The organism is Mesorhizobium sp. Root157, from assembly GCF_001427385.1.
GTDB lineage: Bacteria > Pseudomonadota > Alphaproteobacteria > Rhizobiales > Rhizobiaceae > Mesorhizobium.
On the sequence record NZ_LMGJ01000036.1, the window covers coordinates 1 to 17,275 of the forward strand.

A 17,275-nucleotide genomic window follows, 5' to 3' on the forward strand; every position below is an offset into this window, starting at 1 on the left:
CCGGACTTGGGGGCTCATCACCCAGCCGCACACCGTCATGCGACCAATCCGGCACCGACGCTTCCCCTCGATACCCGGTGCGCACCGAGTTTCCCGCAGAAGCGACGGCACGGATTATGGGAGAGGTACAAAGAGAGTGGATAAGGGCGGTGACAGGTTTTTGCTCGAAGTGAGCAGGATCAACGGGTTGGCGGGCGAGATGGGTGGCAGGTAGGTGGATCCATCCCCATTCTCGACCGCGGATGACCACGTTCTGGACCCTGGCACATTGCCGCGAGGTCACGGCATGGATACCGGCTCGCCCTCGCTGCGCTCGGTTGGCCGGCATGACGAAGCCTTAGGGTTTGCCGGCATGACGAAGTTTTACTTTTGACGCCGCGTACCGGCTTCCGGGGTGGCGCGGTTTGAAAGTTCGGGTCGACAATCGATTTCGAGTGCCTCAAGACAGAATTTGGAAGCAAAATTACCGTTTCCGTTACCACGGCAACACGGTTCCCCGCGTGATCGCTAAAATTCGACCGATCCGCCGAAATCTTCTCTAATGTCTGTGTGCCAAGCATTGTGGCATGAATGCACGGCCCACGCTCGAATTGGTGAAGCAGATCGAAAGCAGCGGTGCAAACACGCCGCCGCTGATGCGCCGCCTGCAAGTCGAGCCGCCACCGCAGGCGCCTAAGCTCCCGCGCTACATTCCCCATGCGCTGCCGCTCTTGACCTACACCATCATCCTGGCCCTGTCCGGCCTGGCCCACCTGACCGGCGCATCGCCGCTCGTCACCATCGGCCTGTTGGTGACCGCCGCTTGCGGCCTTGCCATGCACTTGCGCGTGCGCCATATCGAGAACCGTGCCGACCTGATCCGCGACAACAACGTTGCCCGCAGCCGCGCCGAGGTCGAGACGCTGGCCGACCGCATGTGGGAGATGCAGGAAAGCGAGGAGCGCTTCCGCGGCCTGATCGATGCTCTGGGCGACCTCGTCGTTCACCGGGACCGGCAAGGCAACATCGTTTACGCCAACAAGGTGTTCGCCGATCTGGTCGGCGTCGACCCGCACGACCTGCCCGGCATGATGCTGGCCGAACTGGGCATCGATATCGGCATCGTTCCCGATGCCGCCTTTTCCGACCATGACTGCCTCAGTTCCACCGATGTCGGCATCCGCACGCCGAACGGCCAGCGTTGGTTCTCGTGGATCGAACTGTCGGTGCGCGACAAGGAGAGCGGCGCTGTATCGCACCGCGCCATCGCCCGCGACATCACCGACCGCAAGCGCGCCGAATCCTCGCTGATCACGGCGCGGGAGCGGGCCGAATTCGCCAGCCAGGCCAAGTCGCGGTTTCTCGCCACGGTGAGCCACGAGATCCGCACGCCGATGAACGGCATCATGGGCATGGCGAAGCTGTTGGTCGACACCGACCTGTCGCCGGAACAGCGCACCTATGTCGGCGCGGTCTCCACCTCCGCCAGCGCGCTGCTGGCACTGATCGAGGATCTGCTCGATTATTCCAAGATCGAGGCCGGCCGTTTCGATCCCGAGCCGCAGACGATGTCGGTGCGCGAACTGGGCGACAACATCATCGAACTGCTCGCCGCGCGCGCCTATGCCAAGGGCATCGGCCTTGGCAGCCATGTCGCGCCGGACGTGCCGCAGACGATCAGCGCCGATCCGGGCCGGGTGCGCCAGGTGATGCTGAACCTGATCGGCAACGCCATCAAGTTCACCGATGCCGGCGGGGTATCGCTGAACATCACCCGCGTGATCGGCGACGGCACCGACCGCATCCGCTTCTCCGTAACCGATACCGGGCCGGGCATGCGCCAGGTCGACCTGGAGCGCATCTTCGAGGAATTCGAACAGGTCGATGGCACCTCGACCCGCAGGCACGGCGGCGCCGGTCTCGGGCTTGCCATTTCCAAACGGCTGGTGGCGGCGATGGAAGGCACCATCTCGGTGTCGAGCACGGTCGGCAAGGGCGCGGAATTCATCTTCGAAATTCCTGCCACCGCCGCGACCGATGTCTCCCACAGCCGCGACAACATGCTTGCAGGGCGCAAGGTGGTGATCGTTTCGAAGAACACCGTCGAGGCGGAAGCAATTGCCAGCACCGTCCGCGCCTATGGCGGCGTGGCGAGCCTTGCCGAAACGCCCGCCAAGGCAGCAACGCTGGCAGACGACAGCAATGTGCTGATGGTCGACGCCGCGCTGGAGGAAAGCGATGGGCGCGTGCTGCGACAATTGCGCCAGACCGGTTTTTCGGCCTGCGAAGCCATTACCTTGATTGCGCCGACCGATCGCGGCCGGCTCGGCGAATACCGTGCCAATGGCTACGCCAGTTTCCTCGCCCGGCCGGTTCGCGGCGAGACCTTGCTGCGTGTCCTCGTAGCTGGCCAGACAGCGGTGACCGACACGAAAGAGCCACAGAAGCGGGGCGTCGCCCGCGGCAAGGCCCCAGCGCGACGCCGGCCCGGCCTTTCCGTTCTCATAGCCGAAGACAACGAGATCAACGCCATGCTGGCCCGCGCCACCTTGCTGAAGGCGGGACACCGGGTGGAGGTGGTCGGCAATGGCAAGGAAGCGGTGGAAGCGCTGGTCAGGATCGGCCACCGCAACCGCTACGACGTCGTCTTGATGGATCTGCACATGCCGGTCATGGACGGCATGGATGCCATCGCCATCATCCGCCGGCATGAGGAAGAACAGGGTCTGCCGCCGATCCCGATCATGGTGCTGTCGGCCGACAGCCAGGAAAAGACCCGCCACGCGGTGCTTGCCCACGGCGCCTCCGGCTTCGTCACCAAGCCGCTCGACCCGCAGGCGCTGGTCGACGCCGTCCAGGAACAGGTCACGGCCTGAACCCTTTCCGTTTGCCGGCGAATCATTGCTCCCCGCGCCTGATCACGCTACTGTCGCAATCCTGTTGCACCACCATCGTATCCCCGCGCCAAGAGGGATGGCCCGAAGGAGATTCACTCGTGCAGTCAGCGATTCGGCAAGGTGACTCGAAGGCCAAGGCCGGCCCTGCGCTGGTACCAAGGCAGAAACCCGCGACCATCGCGCCGGGCGCGACGCTCGGACGCATCGGCAACCTGGAGGTGCGTCTGGCCCGCAACGAGGCGGAGATCAAAGCCGCACAGGAAGTCCGCTACCGCGTCTTCTACGACGAACTCGGCGCCGGCAAGGACCGCCCGCATCTGCTCGACCAGCGCGATGCCGATCAGTTCGATCCGCTGTGCGACCATCTTCTGGTGTTCGATTCCAGCCTTCCCGGCCCCGAGCATCGCCGCATCGTCGGCACCTACCGGCTGCTGCGGCAAGAGGCTGCGGCCGCCGCCGGTGGCTTCTATTCCGAAGGCGAGTTCGAATTGACCAGGCTGGTCGCGCGCCATCCGGGCCAGCGCTTCCTCGAGCTTGGCCGCTCCTGCGTGTTGCCGCAATACCGCTCCAAGCGCACCATCGAGGCGCTGTGGCAAGGCATCTGGGCCTACATCAACCACTACGACATCGGCGTCATGACCGGCTGCGCCTCGTTCCCCGGAACGGTGCCGGCCGCCCACGCCGAGGCGCTGACATATCTCGCCCACCATTGCCGCACCAACCCGGCCTGGGACGTACAGGCGGTGCCGGACCGCTATTGCTCGATGGAACTGATGCCGGTCGAGGCGGTGAATGCCAAGGCGGCGATTGCCGCCATGCCGCCACTGGTCAAAGGCTATCTGCGCGTCGGCGCACGTATCGGCGACGGCTGCGTCATCGACCATGATTTCTCGACCGTCGACGTGTTCGTGGTGATGCCGGTGAAGGAGATCGGCCAGCGCTACGTCAACTATTACGGCGGCGAGGGCCAGCGCTTCGCGGCCTGAGTTGCGCAAGCGCTATGGAATGTCTTCGGGCTTGCGGCCAGGGCGGCTCTTGTAGGCAGGAAACGACCAGCCGAACTTCAGCGCGCCGCCGCGCACGATAAAGGCCGCCACGAAGCCGCTAAGTTCGGCAGCGAGCGTGGACAGGCCTGCGAGATCGCCGGCCGTGTAGACGCCGGCGCCGACAAGGGCCGCCGTGACATAGACCTCCGGGCGCAGCAGCACCGATGGTTCGCCGGCCAGAAGATCGCGCAATATGCCGCCGAAAGTGGCCGTCAGTATGCCGGTGATGAGAGCGACCAGAGGCGAGCCGGTGATCGCCAGCCCCTTGGCGGCGCCCATGACGGCAAAGGCGGCAAGGCCGATGGCGTCGAGCCACAGAAGAAGCTTGTAGCGGGATTCGACCCGATGCGCCGTGAAGAACACCAGCACGGCGACCGCCGCACAGATCAGCACATAGTCGCCATTGCCGACCCAGAACACCGGGACGTTGAGGATGAGGTCGCGGAAAGTGCCGCCGCCGATGCCCGTGACGCTGGCCAGGAACAGAAAGCCGATGATGTCGAGTTGCTTGCGGGAAGCCGCCAACGCCCCGGTCGCCGCGAACACGGCAACGCCGGAGTAGTCGAAGAGCGTGATCGCGTTCATGGACGCCGCCAGTAGCGAGTAGCGAGTAGCGAGTAGCGAGTAGCGAGTAGCGAGTAGCGAGTAGCGAGTAGCGAGTAGCGAGTAGCAGGAAACGCGTTGATCCGCGACGCGTCAATGCTTAGGCGCGTCGCGGATCAACGGATTCATGCGACGCGCTTTTCGCTTTCAGGCGTCCTTCTCGGCCTGCTCGTTGACCGGGCCGGGTTCGGCAGCGGCGTCGCCGGCAGCCGGATTGGGGCCGCCCCTGGAAACGCCGACCATGGCCGGGCGCAGCACCCGCTCGCCGATCGAGTAGCCGGGCTGAACGACCTCAACCACCGTGCCGGTGGCGACGTCGGGGTTCGGGACCTCGAACATGGCCTGATGGAAGTTCGGGTCGAACTTCTCGCCCTGCGGTGCAAGCTTCTTGATGCCATGCCGTTCCAGCGTGGAGAGCATGCCGCGTGCGGTAATGTCGACGCCTTCGATCAACGCCGTGAAGCCAGCATCGCCCGAGGCCTTGGCCTCGGCTGGAATGGCATCCAGCGCGCGCTGCAGATTGTCGGCCACCTGCAGCATGTCGCGGGCGAAATTGGCGATCGCATAGGCGCGCGCGTCCTGCACGTCGCGGGCCGTGCGGCGGCGCAGGTTCTCCATCTCGGCGGCCGCGCGCAAGGCGCGGTCCTTCAGTTCCTCGTTTTCCTTCAAAAGGCGCATCAAGGCCTCGTAGTCGCCCTCGACGCCACCTTCGGTGCGCTCGGCAGCGGCTTGCGTGGCCTCGATCTCTTCGGGCGCGCGTTCGTCTTTTGCCTGGTCGCTCATCGCGTTATCCATCATCTCAACGGTTTCGGAAGTTGGGCCCGATATCGAGGTTCGGCAGCCAAAAATCAAGGGGTAGCGTCACAGACGGCACCAAGCGTGCGTCCAATTCGGCGGCAGCGCATGTCATTCGGTATTAATTCAAATTTTACCGTACCTGCCGGTGTGATTTGCATTCGTGCGGCAATGCGGGAACCATCTGCGATCACAGGGAGTTTCGAAACCACGCATAAGGATTTGAAACGATGACCCGTACCGCGAGCGAGAAGCAACAAGACCTCGCAAGCACCATCAAGCGCCAGGCAGGCGCGCAAGCAACGCGGCGCCTGCTCCGCTCCATGCCCACCTTCAAGGTCGTGACCGAGATGCCCCGGCATCTTCAAGACCTGCTCGACGAGCTGAACGAGGTGGAGAGGAAGGCCGAGACATAGGTCCTGGTCCGGGCTTGCAACCGGCACTCGGGAGCTGCTTGCCGGCCGCGCGTGACAAAAAGCCCATTTGCCGATTAATGTTTCATCTTGTCGTAGACAGCCTGTCTGTCTAAGCTTTCTGATGAACATGATTTCCCCGGAAGCGGTTGCGAGCAGCAAGCTCGCGTGGCTCAAGATTCTCGCGCGCTACAAGAAGCCTGACCGGCGGCGCAGCGTGATCGAGCTTGCCATCACATTCATCCCCTTTGCGGCCATCTGGGCCCTGACCTGGGCCGCTTATGCCTATGGCTACTGGTGGGGCCTGGTGCTCATCATCCCGGCCGCCGGCTTTCTCGTGCGCTTGTTCATGATCCAGCACGATTGCGGCCACGGGTCGTTCTTCGCCAACCGCCATGCGGACGACTGGACCGGGCGCGCGCTCGGCGTTTTCACCCTGACGCCTTACGATTGCTGGCGGCGTGCGCACGCGGTTCACCACGCCAGCGCGGGCAATCTCGACGAACGCGGCATGGGCGACATCAAGACGCTGACGGTGAGCGAGTATCAGGCGCTTCCGCTGCGCCGCCGGATCGCCTACCGGCTGTACCGGCACCCGCTCGTCATGTTCGGCATCGGCCCGACCTGGCTGTTCCTTTTCGAGCAGAGACTGCCGGTGGGAATGATGAAAAGTGGCTTGACGCCATGGGTTTCCGCCATGGCCACCAACCTTGCCATCGCATTCGCCATTGCCTCTATCGCCTGGTTCGTCGGCCTCGGCGCATTTCTGATCGTCCATGTGCCGATCGTGGTTCTCGCCGGCTCCATCGGCATATGGCTGTTCTACGTCCAGCATCAGTTCGAGGAGACGGAGTGGGCACGGGAGCCGGATTGGGAATTCCAGCATGCAGCGCTTTACGGATCGTCCTACTACGACCTGCCTGCGGTGCTGAACTGGTTCACCGGCAATATCGGCATCCATCACGTGCACCACCTGTCGGCCAAGGTGCCGCACTATCGGTTGCCGGAGGTGCTTCGCGACCACCCGGAACTGCGAACCATCGGCCGCATCACGCTTCTGGAGAGTTTCCGCTTCGTCAAGCTGGCGCTATGGGACGAAACGCGGGGGAAACTCGTGTCCTTTCGCGAAGCGCGCATGGCAAGCTGACGCCCGTTCCATGCGGCCCATCGACGCCGATCAGGCGCCGGGCGTGCGCCGCCAGGAATATTTGCCGCCCGCCGCAGCAGGTTTTGCGGCGGGCTGGTAATGGAGCGGCAAGCCGCCAACATCGCCGCTGGCAAGCCGCTTCAACAAAACCGGGTTGGAAATCTCGAACTCGCTGAAGCCGACGCGCAACATGTGCGGCAACTGGTCGACCAGCACCTGGCCGACGGCGCGCACCGCACCCTCGAAGCCATGGCGGCTGCGCAAAAGCTCAGCCTTGGAATAGCTGCGGCCGTCGGTGAAGGCGGGAAAGGCCAGCGCCACCAGCGACAGCGTGTCGAAGAGGCCGGCGATCGCCTCCAACTGGTCTCCCGGCTGCAAGAGCACGCCGAGCCGCTCCTTGGCCAGTTCGCGCTCCTGCGGATCGAGGTCGAGGAAAACCTGCAACGGAAGGATGAAACGGCCATTGCCGACAAGCGCGTCAGCGCTTTCGGCATGGGTCCACTCATCCTCGCGGAAACCTTGCGGGGTCCAGAGGCGGACTTCTGTCTCCGGTTCTTGGTCCGTGGTCATACAAACGTCCCTAATATTGCTTGCGCATGATCTTGCCCGAAAACCGGTGCCCACTTTTCGGGATCATGCTCCATATTCGCTTGAGCATGATCCTATCCGAAAACCGGTGCCCACTTTTCGGGATCATGCTCCATTATCCGAAAACCGGTGCCCACTTTTCGGGATCATGCTCTAAAGAGATGCGTCGGTCAGCGACTTTTCCAGCCCTGAAAGATGGATGCCGCATTCGGTCTTGGCATGGCCCGCCCAGCGGCCGCTGCGCGCATCCTGGCCCTGCTCGACCGGCTTGGTGCATGGGAAGCAGCCGATCGACAGATAACCGTAGGCAACCAGCGGGTTGGCCCGCAAGGCATGCGCCCGCATATAGTCGGCCTGATCCGAGGTCGTCCAATGGGCAAGCGGATTGATTCGGATGCGCGGACCGACCGCCTCGAAAGCCGGCAAGGCGGCTCGGGTCGAAGCCTGATGGCGCTTGCGGCCGGTGAACCAGGCACGGAACGGCTCGACGCCGCGCGCCATCGGCTCGACCTTGCGCACGTCGCAGCAGGCATCGACGTCGGTTTCATGCAGACGGCCGGCCGCATCGACGCGCGCCAGTGCCGCCGCGTCCGGCGTGACGACGCGGATGTTGGTCAGGCCGAAATCGGCGGCCAGCGCATCGCGGTAGGACAGCGTCTCCTCAAAATGCTTACCGGTATCGAGGAACACGATCGGCAGGCTGCGGTCCACTTGCGCAATCAGGTGCAACAGCACCGCCGAATCGGCGCCGAACGAGGAAACCGCCGCTATTTCGCCGTTGAACAGGTCGGTGATCGACCGCTCGATGATTTCGGCAGCCGAGAAATGGCCATAGAGCGCATCGAGGCCGGCGGCGGCGGCAACAACGCCGGATTCGGCTTCCGCAACGCCATCAAGCGGCCTTGGCTTCTGCTCCATAGAGGACCTCCTTGAACGGCGCCGGGCCAACCCGGCGATAAACGTCGAGGAAGCGTTCGGAATGATCGCTGCGGATGGCGAGATAGGTCTCCACCAGTGCTTCGACCGCATCGACGATCTCGTCCGGGCCGAAGCCGCGTCCGATGATCTCGCCCACGGTGGTGTTCTCGTCCGCCGAACCGCCAAGCGTGATCTGGTAGAGTTCGGCACCCTTCTTTTCGACGCCGAGAATGCCGATATGGCCGACATGATGATGGCCGCAGGCGTTGATGCAGCCCGAAATCTTGAGCTTCAACTCGCCGATGTCGCGCTGCCGTTCCAATGAGGAAAAGCGCCTGGCGATCTGTTGCGCCACCGGAATGGAGCGGGCATTGGCGAGCGCGCAATAATCGAGGCCGGGGCATGCGATGATGTCGCTGATCAGCCCGGCATTGGCGGTCGCCAGGCCGATTTCCACCAGCCCGTCATAGACCGCCTTGAGGTCGGCGCGCGCCACATGCGGCAGGACCAGGTTCTGCTCGTGCGTGACCCGCACCTCGTCGAAGGCGTAGCGTTCGGCCAGATCGGCGATCGCCTCCATCTGGCTGTCGCTGATGTCGCCGGGAGTTTCGCCGATGCTCTTCAGCGAAATCGTCACCGCCGCATAGTCGGGGTTGCGGTGGGTGGTGACGTTCTGGCCGAGCCATTCGCCGAATGAACGGGAATCCAGCCGCGCCACGCGCACGGCCTCGTCGCCTTCCGGTCGGGCGGTCAGGGCCGGCGGGGCGAAATAGGACCGGATGGCGCTAACGTCCTGTTCCGGCAGCTTGAGTTCGCCGTCCTTCAGCGCCTGCCATTCGGCCTCGACCCAGCTTGCCAGTTCTTCGGTGCCGGTTTCGTGAACGAGGATCTTGATGCGCGCCTTGAACTTGTTGTCGCGGCGGCCGTGCAAATTGTAGACGCGCAGGATCGCCGTGACATAGGACAGAAGGTGCTCCTGCGGCAGGAAATCGCGGATCTTCTTGGCCACCATCGGCGTGCGGCCAAGCCCGCCGCCGACATAGACGGCAAAGCCGAGTTCACCCTCGTCGTTCTTCTTCAGGTGCAGGCCGATGTCGTGCGTCTTGATGGCCGCGCGGTCGCGCTCGGCACCGGTCACCGCGATCTTGAACTTGCGCGGCAGGTAGGAGAATTCCGGGTGCACCGACGACCATTGGCGCAGGATCTCGGCATAAGGGCGCGGATCGGCGACCTCGTCGGCGGCGGCACCGGCGAAGTGATCGGCGGTGACGTTGCGGATGCAGTTGCCGCTGGTCTGGATGGCGTGCATCTCGACCGTGGCGAGATCGGCCAGGATCGCCGGCACGTCCGACAGCGCCGGCCAGTGGAACTGGATGTTCTGGCGCGTGGTGAAGTGGCCGTAACCCTTGTCGTAGGTGCGGGCGATATGGGCGAGCATGCGCAACTGGCGCGGATGCAGCGTGCCATAGGGAATGGCGATGCGCAGCATGTAGGCGTGCAGTTGCAGGTAGACGCCGTTCATCAGCCTGAGCGGCCGGAACTGGTCCTCGGTGATCTCGCCGGCCAACCGGCGCTCCACCTGGTCGCCGAACTGCGCGACGCGGGCCTGAACAAATTCGTGGTCGAACTCATCGTAGCGATACATGGTCGTGTTTCCGTGGCCGTTTGTTTGCTGCGTTTCCCGAGCATGACCTTGTCCGAAAACCGGGGCCACTTTTCGGGGTCATGCTCTAGGCGGCTTGTTGGATGCGGGCCTGCTTGCCGAGGTCGTTGCGAATGGTCGGGCCGGCGGCGCGGATACGCTCGCGCAGCCGGATAGGGTGGATTGAGCCGTCGACGATTTCGATGTCGATCAGGTTGACGTCGACGACGAGATTGTCGGCCAGCGCCTGGTTGCCGATAGATTCGAGCGCTTCCTGGCTACCCTTGTCATGGGCGATCAGCGCCTCGGCGATCGTCTCGACCCATTGGCCATCGGCGTACCAGACGGCTTCGCCGTCGCTCAGCCGGTTTGCGGTCAACAGCTTCATGCATCCACTCCTTCGATCCTGGGGTGAGCGTGCTGGAGCTTGCCAAGGGCAAGGGGTTCGGAATGCTCGAAATTGGCGCCGGCGACGGCATCGCCGATGATGGTCATCACCGGGCCGGAAAGATCGTTTCGCGCTTCCAGCGATGGCAGGTCGGCCAGCGTGCCGTGGAACTTGCGGCGATGGCCAAGGCTGGCGTTCTCGACCACCGCGACCGCCGTATCGGAGGCAAGGCCGGCTTCCATCAAGCGCCCGGCAACCTCTGCGGCAACCGAGCGGCCCATATAGACGGCGACGGTGGCGCCCGAGATGGCAAGCTTGGCCCAGTCGGGCAGCGAATTGCCTTTCAGGTCGTGGCCGGTAGTGAACACCAGCGAGGAGGTGACGCCGCGCAAGGTCAGCGGCAACTCGAAATCGGCGGCGGCGGCGAAAGCTGCGGTGACGCCCGGCACGACCTCGTAGGAAATGCCGGCATCGCGCAGCGCAGCCATTTCCTCGCCGGCACGGCCGAACACCAGCGGATCGCCGCTCTTGAGGCGCACGACGCGCTTGCCCTCGCGGCCAAGCTCGACCAGCAGGGAATTGATCTCGGCCTGGGTCTTTGAATGGCAGCCCTTGCGCTTGCCGACCGAGACGCGCTCGGCATCGCGGCGGCCCATGGCGACAACGGCTTCCGGAACCAAAGCGTCGTAAAGGATGATGTCGGCATCCATCAGCAGGCGCTGCGCCCGAAGCGTCAAAAGGTCTTCCGCGCCGGGACCCGCGCCGACCAGCGCGATGTGGCCGGTGGATCGTGTGGTGGAAACAAGCAGGCGCGAGGCCGCATCATGGGCCTCGGCAAGCCGACCGGCAGCGATAGCGCGCGCAGGCGCGCCGGAAAAGAAATCGCTCCAGAAGCGCCGCCGCGCCGCACCCTTGGGCAGCAGCCGCTCGGCGGCATGGCGGAACGAAACGGCAAGCGTTGCCAGCGAGCCGAGCGAAGGCGACAGCAACTGGTCGATACGGGCGCGGATCATCTGGGCAAGCACCGGCCCTGCCCCTTCGGTGCCGATGGCGATGGCGACCGGCGCGCGGTTGACCAGCGCGGGCGTAAAGAAATCGCACAGGTCGAGACGATCGACGGCATTGACCGCAATACCCTGCCGGCGCGCATCTGCTGCAACGCGGCGGTCGAGATCTTCCTCGCCGCTAGCCGCGAACACCATGATGGAACCAGCAAGATGGGCCGGCGCATAGGGTGCAGCGATATGGACAGCACCGTTGGCAGTGATCCAGTCGAGCAGGTCGGCCGAGGCTTGGTGCGCAATGATGCTGAGCCGGGCCGATGACTGGCTAAGCAGCCGCGCCTTGGCGAGCGCTTCCTCGCCGCCGCCGACGATGGCCACGGTCTTGCCCTCAACCCGCAGGAACACGGGGAAAGCATTCAGCTTGGGAGTGTCATGCGCCATTGCGGTAAAACCCTGAACAGGCTGACATTTTTAGCCGTGCTCAGGGAAGATCAGAAGAAACGCACTCGCGCGCCGTTTGACTGAATGCAATCGCTTTTCTGAAAGCGGGGAATGGCGAAGAATAAATTTTCAGGTTGGCGAGCGGCGTGCGCTGGACGCGCAACTTCAGACGTGCTGGCCGCCGTTGATGTGGATTTCCGAACCGGTCACGTAGGAGGCCTGGGTGGAGCACAGGAAGAAGATGATGTCGGCCACTTCCGCCGTCGTGCCGAGACGGCGCAACGGGATCGTCTCGACGATCTTCTCCGTTCCCGGCGACAGGATAGCGGTGTCGATCTCGCCCGGCGCGATGGCGTTGACGCGAATGCCGTGCGGCCCGAAATCGTGCGCCATCTCGCGCGTCAGCGAACCGAGCGCCGCCTTCGAGGTGGCGTAAGCCGTCCCGGCGAAGGGATGCACGCGCGTGCCGGCGATGGAGGTGACGTTGACGATCGAGCCCTTGGCCGTCGCCAGTTCCCGAAACAGGCCGCGCGCCAGCATGATCGGCGCGAAGAAATTGACCTGGAACACGTCGCGCCAGACATGCATCGGCGTGTCGATGGAATTCATGCGGCCGCTGCCGGGAAGTTTGGGTGAAATGCCGGCATTGTTGACCAGCGCGTGGAGCTGGCCGCCATGCGCTTCCAGCCGGTGGCGGATTTCCGATACGGCGACGCCGACATCCTCCTGGTCGGCAAGATCGACCTTGATGTGATCCTCAGGCCCGGCCGGCCACGGGCAATCCTCGGCGAACGCCTGCCTGGAACAGGTAATGACGCGCCACCCTTCGCGCGAGAAGCGCTTGACTGTGGCGTGGCCGATGCCACGGCTGGCGCCGGTCAAAACGATGGTCTTTCTTGCGTCCATATCGGCCATTCGATGTTCTCCGGGGCACACATGTAGCCGAACCGACCGGCACTGGCGAGAGGCACGCGACCTTGTCACAGCCGGCGAGTCGCGGGTGGCCCGAAGAGCGCGAGGGAGCCAGCAAAGTCAAGCGACCGAGCGTCGCCGCTGCCCGTCGCTCATCTGCCTGCCTGCATTCCTGCAGGAAGGCAGACAGATCAGCCGCCGGTGAGCAGGTCGAAGATCGAACCGCCGTTCTTCTTCATCGGCCCGCCGACGTCGCCGGGCGGCACAGGCCGCTTGATCGAGGCGGTCGAACCGCCATCGCCGGGCATCGCCAGCTTGCCGCCGCCGTTTTCGGCCACCGGCACGTTGCGTACCGGCCTGTTGGCGGGAACCAACGGAACGGGATCGCCACCGACATCGGCTGGCGGGGCCTTGCGGATCGCGCCACCGTCGACGACTGCATCAGAGGGCTTCGATTTCCACGTTCCCGGCAATGGCGCGACCGGCACACCTTCGTGTGCTGCGACCATGAATTCATGCCAGGCCTGCGCCGGCAGCGCGCCGCCGGTGACTTTCTTCATGGGCCGGCCATCGTCGTTGCCGAACCACACGCCGGTGGTGAGATTGGCGGTGTAGCCGACAAACCAGGCGTCGCGCGAATTCTGGCTGGTGCCGGTCTTGCCTGCCGACGGCCATGCGAAAGCGGCCTTGCGCGCCGTTCCCGTTTCGACCGTACCGGTCATCATGGCGTTCATCATGCCGACGATCTCGGGCTTGATGACGCGCGGCGCGCTGCCGGCCGAATTCTCGTAGAGCACCTTGCCCTTGGCCGTCGTGACGCGGCGGATGAAATGCACCGGCGGGCGATAGCCGCCGTTGGCGAACGGCACATAGGCGGCCGTCAGTTCGAGCGGCGTGACTTCAGACGTGCCGAGCGAAATGGTGACGTTGTTCTGCAATTCGGACTGGATGCCCATGCGTCGGGCAGCCTCGACCACGGCATCGGGTCCGACCTCCATGGTCAACTGCGCCGCCACCGAATTCAGCGATTTGGCCAGCGCCGTCGCCAGCGTGACCTTGCCGTAATATTTGCCGCCGTAGTTTTCCGGCTTCCACTTGCCGATGCGGATCGGCGCGTCGTTGCGCACGCTGTCGGGCGTGCGGCCCGACTCCAGCGCCGCCATGTAGACGAACGGCTTGAAGGCCGAACCCGGCTGGCGGCGCGCTTCGGAGGCGCGGTCGAACTGGCTGGTCGAATAGTCGTAGCCCCCGACCATTGCCCTGACCGCGCCGGAATTGTCGATCGAGACAAGCGCCCCCTGGCTGACGTCGAGCTTGTTGCCGTTCTCGTCGATCAGCCGGCGGATCGACTTTTCGGCAAGCCTCTGCAGGTTGAGATCGATGGTGGTGTCGACGATGATGTCGCCCTCGACCTCCCCGATCAGGTCGGGCAGTTCCTCCATCACCGTATCTGCGACATAGTTCTCCGAACCGGTCCAGTAGGAAGGCGAGCGCGTTGCCGGCGCGCTCATGGCAAAGGTGAGTTCCTTCGCCGAGATCATGCCTTCGTCGCGCATGGCGGCCAGCACCAGTTGCGAGCGCTCCTCGGCGGCCTTCGGATCGCGCGCCGGCGACAGCCGGGACGGCGCCTTGAGCAGGCCGGCGAGGAGTGCCGCCTCAGGCAGCGACACGTCGCGCGCGCCCTTGCCGAAATAGCGGCGCGAAGCCGCCTCCACGCCATAGGCGCCCGAGCCGAAATAGACCCGGTTGAGATACATTGCCAGGATCTGGTCCTTGCTGTGCTTGTGCTCGAGCCACAGCGCAAGCAACACTTCCTGCACCTTGCGCTCCAGCGTGCGGTCGGGTTTGAGGAACAGGTTCTTGGCAAGCTGCTGGGTGATCGTCGAGCCGCCCTGCGAGAAGCGGCCGTTGACCACGTTGGTCGCCATCGCCCGGGCAAGCCCGATCGGATCGATGCCGAAATGCGAATAGAAACGGCGGTCCTCGATGGCGATGACGGCTTGCGGGATATAGGGCGACATGCCCTTGAGGCCGACCGCCTCGCCGCCGCTCATGCCGCGATTGGCGACGAGCTGGCCATCGACGGAAACGATCTTGATGTTGGGCGCGCGTTCGGGGATCGCCCAGGTGGTGGCCGACGGCATCTTGGCGCCGTAGTAGACCACCAGGCCGGCGCCGGCGATGCCGCACCAGATGGCGAGCACGAAGCACCAGTAGGCGAGCCGTGCGAAAATGCCCAACAGGCCGCGCCGCGACTTGCGGCGGCCACGCGGCGATTTTGCCTTGGTTGCCTTGGCCGGCTTGCGTTTGGCAGAGGTCTTGCGGCTGGGCACGATGCGATCCTCCTCACGCACCGCAAAGCCCAACGACGCGGCACCGCGTGCCGGTTCGTCGAAGCTGGGCTCGATGCGTCTGTCCCTGCGGTTCGCCATGCCCCGATATTGCCCGTCCCCTGCCGATGGCGATCGAGTGGAGGCTAGATGCGGCGATTTAAGGGCGGGTTAAAATCGCGCAATTTAAAGCTATTTGTTTTCAACCGTTTGGGCGGCATCTGTTACCGCTCTGAGCACGGGTGGCCTGACCAGCTTTTTTCCGAAAACCACCGACACGCGTCGTGACACTTGCATCGAAGGTGCTCAATCCGGTTACCGGCGTAGCTTCTTGGTCAGGCCATGCCGCGGCCGTGATATGGGCCCAAGGCGGCCGGCGAAACGGCGATGAAGGGATTGACGCGGGGCGTTCATTCGCAAAACCGCGCCCTACCGAAGGCGGCTGCGCAGATTAATTTGCCGCTTTTTCCATTTCGAGCCTCAGTGCGCGAAGGCGGGCAGTTTTCCGTTCGCGTTCACGGCGCTCTGACAGAATATGTTCTCGCGCAACTCTGTCTGCTCTCGCGTGCCTGTCTTCCGGCCTCTCTCGCTGTGCTGCTATCATCTTTCTTTTCTCCATATTGCATTTCCAATATGGGATTTTTATCTTTGATTTAAAAGTGCGGGCGACGAAAGGTCGCCCCAAAGACCGCAGTAAGACCAGATCCAAAAGGCGCACGAAGGCGCTACGATCTGGCTCTCCGGCAGTATCACTAATTTTAAAATTCAAAACATCCACATGAGAAAACGGAGAAGTTTTTCTTGCGGTTTTGAGAATGTCCTCGACGTGATCTTCTGCCGAGTATTCGGCGTCAACGTCAATTTTTACCGTCAAAGTGACGTGAACGCGCTTTTTCACTTATGCCCCCGCTCCCGAAAGCTGTCCAAGCCAAGCTCATTTGGAAACGCTAATCAAGCGGCTGCTTGATACGGCGATGAAGGGCGTCACGCTCACCGAACGCGCCCATAATGGATTCGACACTTTGGCGCTTTCACAAGCAACTGCCGCGGTACATGCAATACCGCGGCAGCGTTTCGTGTTGCTGAGCCTAGAGCGCGTCGCGATCTTTCAGATTCGCGGGCTGCGCTCCAAGTACCTGTTTCCATGCATGTCGTTATCCCGAAACCGGTTCCCACTTTCGGACGACATGCATTAGCCGGACCCGGGAGAATTCAGACCCGCAGCCTCAGAGCTTGGCCATCTGCAATATCTTGCAAAGCTGGGCCAATTGCGCGTCGTAGCTGCCCGGATTGCCGAGGACATCGATGCACCGCTTGCGCAGCATCCGGACCTGGCTGGGCGACATGTTGGCGATGACGCCGGGGACTTTGCCCAGGCCAGGATTTGTCGGACCCGTCGGCCCGGCTCCCGGGCCGGTCGGTGTCGGTGTGGGCTGGCCAATCCCAATGTTGACGCCGATCCCCGACGGTCCGCCAAGGCCCACGCCGACACGAGCGGAGACCGCTTGCTCGCCGCCGACGCTAAGTCCGGTGCCCGCATTGAGCCCGCTCTTGCCGCCAACCGACGCACCCAGACCTGCCGAAACAGCGCTTGTGCCGCCAACATTGGCGCCAACGCCCGCATTGACGCCGTCCTTGCCGCCGAGAGAGGCCTTGGCGCCGACGTCGAGGCCCTTGCTGGTTCCCACCCCGACGCCTGCATTCAGACCTTTGGAGCCGCCGACAGAGACCCCGACGCCCAGTCCGCCATTCTTGCCGCCGACACTGACGCCAAGATCTTTGCCCCCAATTTCCAGCGCCTGGACCGGGAAGGCCAGAGCCAACGCGAAAGCAGATGCGCAAAGGAACTTTGCCCGTGAGTTGCCCGAGTATGCCATGTTGATGCCTCCGTTACTCTGAATCCATGGATAGATCAGAATCATTGATTCAAGTTAGTGCGAGGCCAGTGTCACAGCTTAGGAATAAATAAACAAGAAAACCTCTGCTTATGTTTTTAGTATAAATTTTATAGTGTGTTAGTATATAAGGTAATACACAAATGAAGCTTAAATACATACAATCCTTATCTACATTAGAGTAGACTAAATATCGCAATTCATGCAACTGAAATCTCGCTCGAATTTTTGAACTTGTATTTTCCCGACGATGCTTCGACGCCGGAGCGTCACGGTC

General features: G+C 63.2%; 15 protein-coding genes. 4 read left to right on the forward strand and 11 right to left on the reverse strand.

Going from position 1 to position 17,275, the window contains the following annotated elements; genetic code table 11:
• Window positions 1-566 precede the first annotated feature (566 nt).
• Together ASD64_RS17615 and ASD64_RS17620 are read left to right on the forward strand one after the other, a co-directional pair.
• Entirely contained in the window at window positions 567-2,855 is a 2,289-nt protein-coding gene (locus ASD64_RS17615; RefSeq protein WP_056107681.1) for an ATP-binding protein, read from the forward strand.
• Between the two features lie 170 nt (window positions 2,856-3,025).
• Window positions 3,026-3,862: a GNAT family N-acetyltransferase gene (locus ASD64_RS17620; protein ID WP_244480848.1), complete on the forward strand. Its 837-nt coding sequence runs from the start codon at window positions 3,026-3,028 to the stop codon at window positions 3,860-3,862.
• 12 nt (window positions 3,863-3,874) lie between these two features.
• Here ASD64_RS17620 and ASD64_RS17625 read toward each other — a convergent pair whose 3' ends face one another.
• Window positions 3,875-4,507 (reverse strand): trimeric intracellular cation channel family protein, encoded by a 633-nt coding sequence (locus ASD64_RS17625; protein ID WP_056107687.1) that lies wholly within the window; start codon window positions 4,505-4,507, stop codon window positions 3,875-3,877.
• Between the two features lie 165 nt (window positions 4,508-4,672).
• Window positions 4,673-5,320, reverse strand: a complete 648-nt coding sequence (gene grpE / locus ASD64_RS17630) for a nucleotide exchange factor GrpE (RefSeq protein WP_274533369.1) — start codon at window positions 5,318-5,320, stop codon at window positions 4,673-4,675.
• A gap of 230 nt (window positions 5,321-5,550) precedes the next feature.
• Between grpE and ASD64_RS17635 the strand changes: the two genes are divergently transcribed.
• Window positions 5,551-5,736 (forward strand): hypothetical protein, encoded by a 186-nt coding sequence (locus tag ASD64_RS17635; protein WP_056107690.1) that lies wholly within the window; start codon window positions 5,551-5,553, stop codon window positions 5,734-5,736.
• Between the two features lie 121 nt (window positions 5,737-5,857).
• On the forward strand, window positions 5,858-6,880 hold the full coding sequence (locus ASD64_RS17640) for a fatty acid desaturase (protein WP_056107693.1): 1,023 nt from the start codon (window positions 5,858-5,860) through the stop codon (window positions 6,878-6,880).
• Window positions 6,881-6,910: 30 nt separating this feature from the next.
• On the opposite strand, the gene ASD64_RS17645 is transcribed toward ASD64_RS17640, so the two are convergent.
• The 9 genes from ASD64_RS17645 to ASD64_RS17685 form a co-directional block, all read right to left on the reverse strand.
• Window positions 6,911-7,450, reverse strand: a complete 540-nt coding sequence (locus tag ASD64_RS17645; RefSeq protein WP_056107696.1) for a DUF934 domain-containing protein — start codon at window positions 7,448-7,450, stop codon at window positions 6,911-6,913.
• 171 nt (window positions 7,451-7,621) lie between these two features.
• The gene (locus tag ASD64_RS17650) at window positions 7,622-8,386 is read right to left on the reverse strand and encodes a phosphoadenylyl-sulfate reductase (RefSeq protein WP_056107700.1); all 765 of its coding nucleotides are present in this window, start codon (window positions 8,384-8,386) and stop codon (window positions 7,622-7,624) included.
• Entirely contained in the window at window positions 8,361-10,031 is a 1,671-nt protein-coding gene (locus ASD64_RS17655; protein WP_056107703.1) for a nitrite/sulfite reductase, read from the reverse strand. The genes ASD64_RS17650 and ASD64_RS17655 overlap by 26 nt, the downstream gene beginning before the upstream one ends.
• Before the next feature lie 85 nt (window positions 10,032-10,116).
• Window positions 10,117-10,416: a DUF2849 domain-containing protein gene (locus ASD64_RS17660; protein ID WP_056107705.1), complete on the reverse strand. Its 300-nt coding sequence runs from the start codon at window positions 10,414-10,416 to the stop codon at window positions 10,117-10,119.
• Window positions 10,413-11,861, reverse strand: a complete 1,449-nt coding sequence (cysG, locus tag ASD64_RS17665; protein ID WP_056107708.1) for a siroheme synthase CysG — start codon at window positions 11,859-11,861, stop codon at window positions 10,413-10,415. Before cysG ends, ASD64_RS17660 begins: the two co-directional genes overlap by 4 nt.
• A gap of 165 nt (window positions 11,862-12,026) precedes the next feature.
• Window positions 12,027-12,776 (reverse strand): SDR family NAD(P)-dependent oxidoreductase, encoded by a 750-nt coding sequence (locus tag ASD64_RS17670; protein WP_056107711.1) that lies wholly within the window; start codon window positions 12,774-12,776, stop codon window positions 12,027-12,029.
• A 188-nt stretch (window positions 12,777-12,964) separates the two neighbouring features.
• Entirely contained in the window at window positions 12,965-15,205 is a 2,241-nt protein-coding gene (locus ASD64_RS17675) for a transglycosylase domain-containing protein (RefSeq protein ID WP_056107714.1), read from the reverse strand.
• Window positions 15,206-15,554: 349 nt separating this feature from the next.
• Window positions 15,555-16,001: a hypothetical protein gene (locus ASD64_RS21130; protein ID WP_156460207.1), complete on the reverse strand. Its 447-nt coding sequence runs from the start codon at window positions 15,999-16,001 to the stop codon at window positions 15,555-15,557.
• 328 nt (window positions 16,002-16,329) lie between these two features.
• The gene (locus ASD64_RS17685; protein WP_082550048.1) at window positions 16,330-16,980 is read right to left on the reverse strand and encodes a hypothetical protein; all 651 of its coding nucleotides are present in this window, start codon (window positions 16,978-16,980) and stop codon (window positions 16,330-16,332) included.
• Window positions 16,981-17,275: the final 295 nt, after the last annotated feature.

Coding starts and splice junctions, on each gene's coding strand:
- ASD64_RS17675 (WP_056107714.1), bottom strand. CDS start 15,205: ATGGCGAACCGCAGGGACAGACGCATCGAGCCCAGCTTCGACGAACCG.
- cysG (WP_056107708.1), bottom strand. CDS start 11,861: ATGGCGCATGACACTCCCAAGCTGAATGCTTTCCCCGTGTTCCTGCGG.
- ASD64_RS17685 (WP_082550048.1), bottom strand. CDS start 16,980: ATGGCATACTCGGGCAACTCACGGGCAAAGTTCCTTTGCGCATCTGCT.
- ASD64_RS17640 (WP_056107693.1), top strand. CDS start 5,858: ATGAACATGATTTCCCCGGAAGCGGTTGCGAGCAGCAAGCTCGCGTGG.
- grpE (WP_274533369.1), bottom strand. CDS start 5,320: ATGGATAACGCGATGAGCGACCAGGCAAAAGACGAACGCGCGCCCGAA.
- ASD64_RS17670 (WP_056107711.1), bottom strand. CDS start 12,776: ATGGCCGATATGGACGCAAGAAAGACCATCGTTTTGACCGGCGCCAGC.
- ASD64_RS17655 (WP_056107703.1), bottom strand. CDS start 10,031: ATGTATCGCTACGATGAGTTCGACCACGAATTTGTTCAGGCCCGCGTC.
- ASD64_RS17650 (WP_056107700.1), bottom strand. CDS start 8,386: ATGGAGCAGAAGCCAAGGCCGCTTGATGGCGTTGCGGAAGCCGAATCC.
- ASD64_RS17615 (WP_056107681.1), top strand. CDS start 567: ATGAATGCACGGCCCACGCTCGAATTGGTGAAGCAGATCGAAAGCAGC.
- ASD64_RS17645 (WP_056107696.1), bottom strand. CDS start 7,450: ATGACCACGGACCAAGAACCGGAGACAGAAGTCCGCCTCTGGACCCCG.
- ASD64_RS17625 (WP_056107687.1), bottom strand. CDS start 4,507: ATGAACGCGATCACGCTCTTCGACTACTCCGGCGTTGCCGTGTTCGCG.
- ASD64_RS17635 (WP_056107690.1), top strand. CDS start 5,551: ATGACCCGTACCGCGAGCGAGAAGCAACAAGACCTCGCAAGCACCATC.
- ASD64_RS17660 (WP_056107705.1), bottom strand. CDS start 10,416: ATGAAGCTGTTGACCGCAAACCGGCTGAGCGACGGCGAAGCCGTCTGG.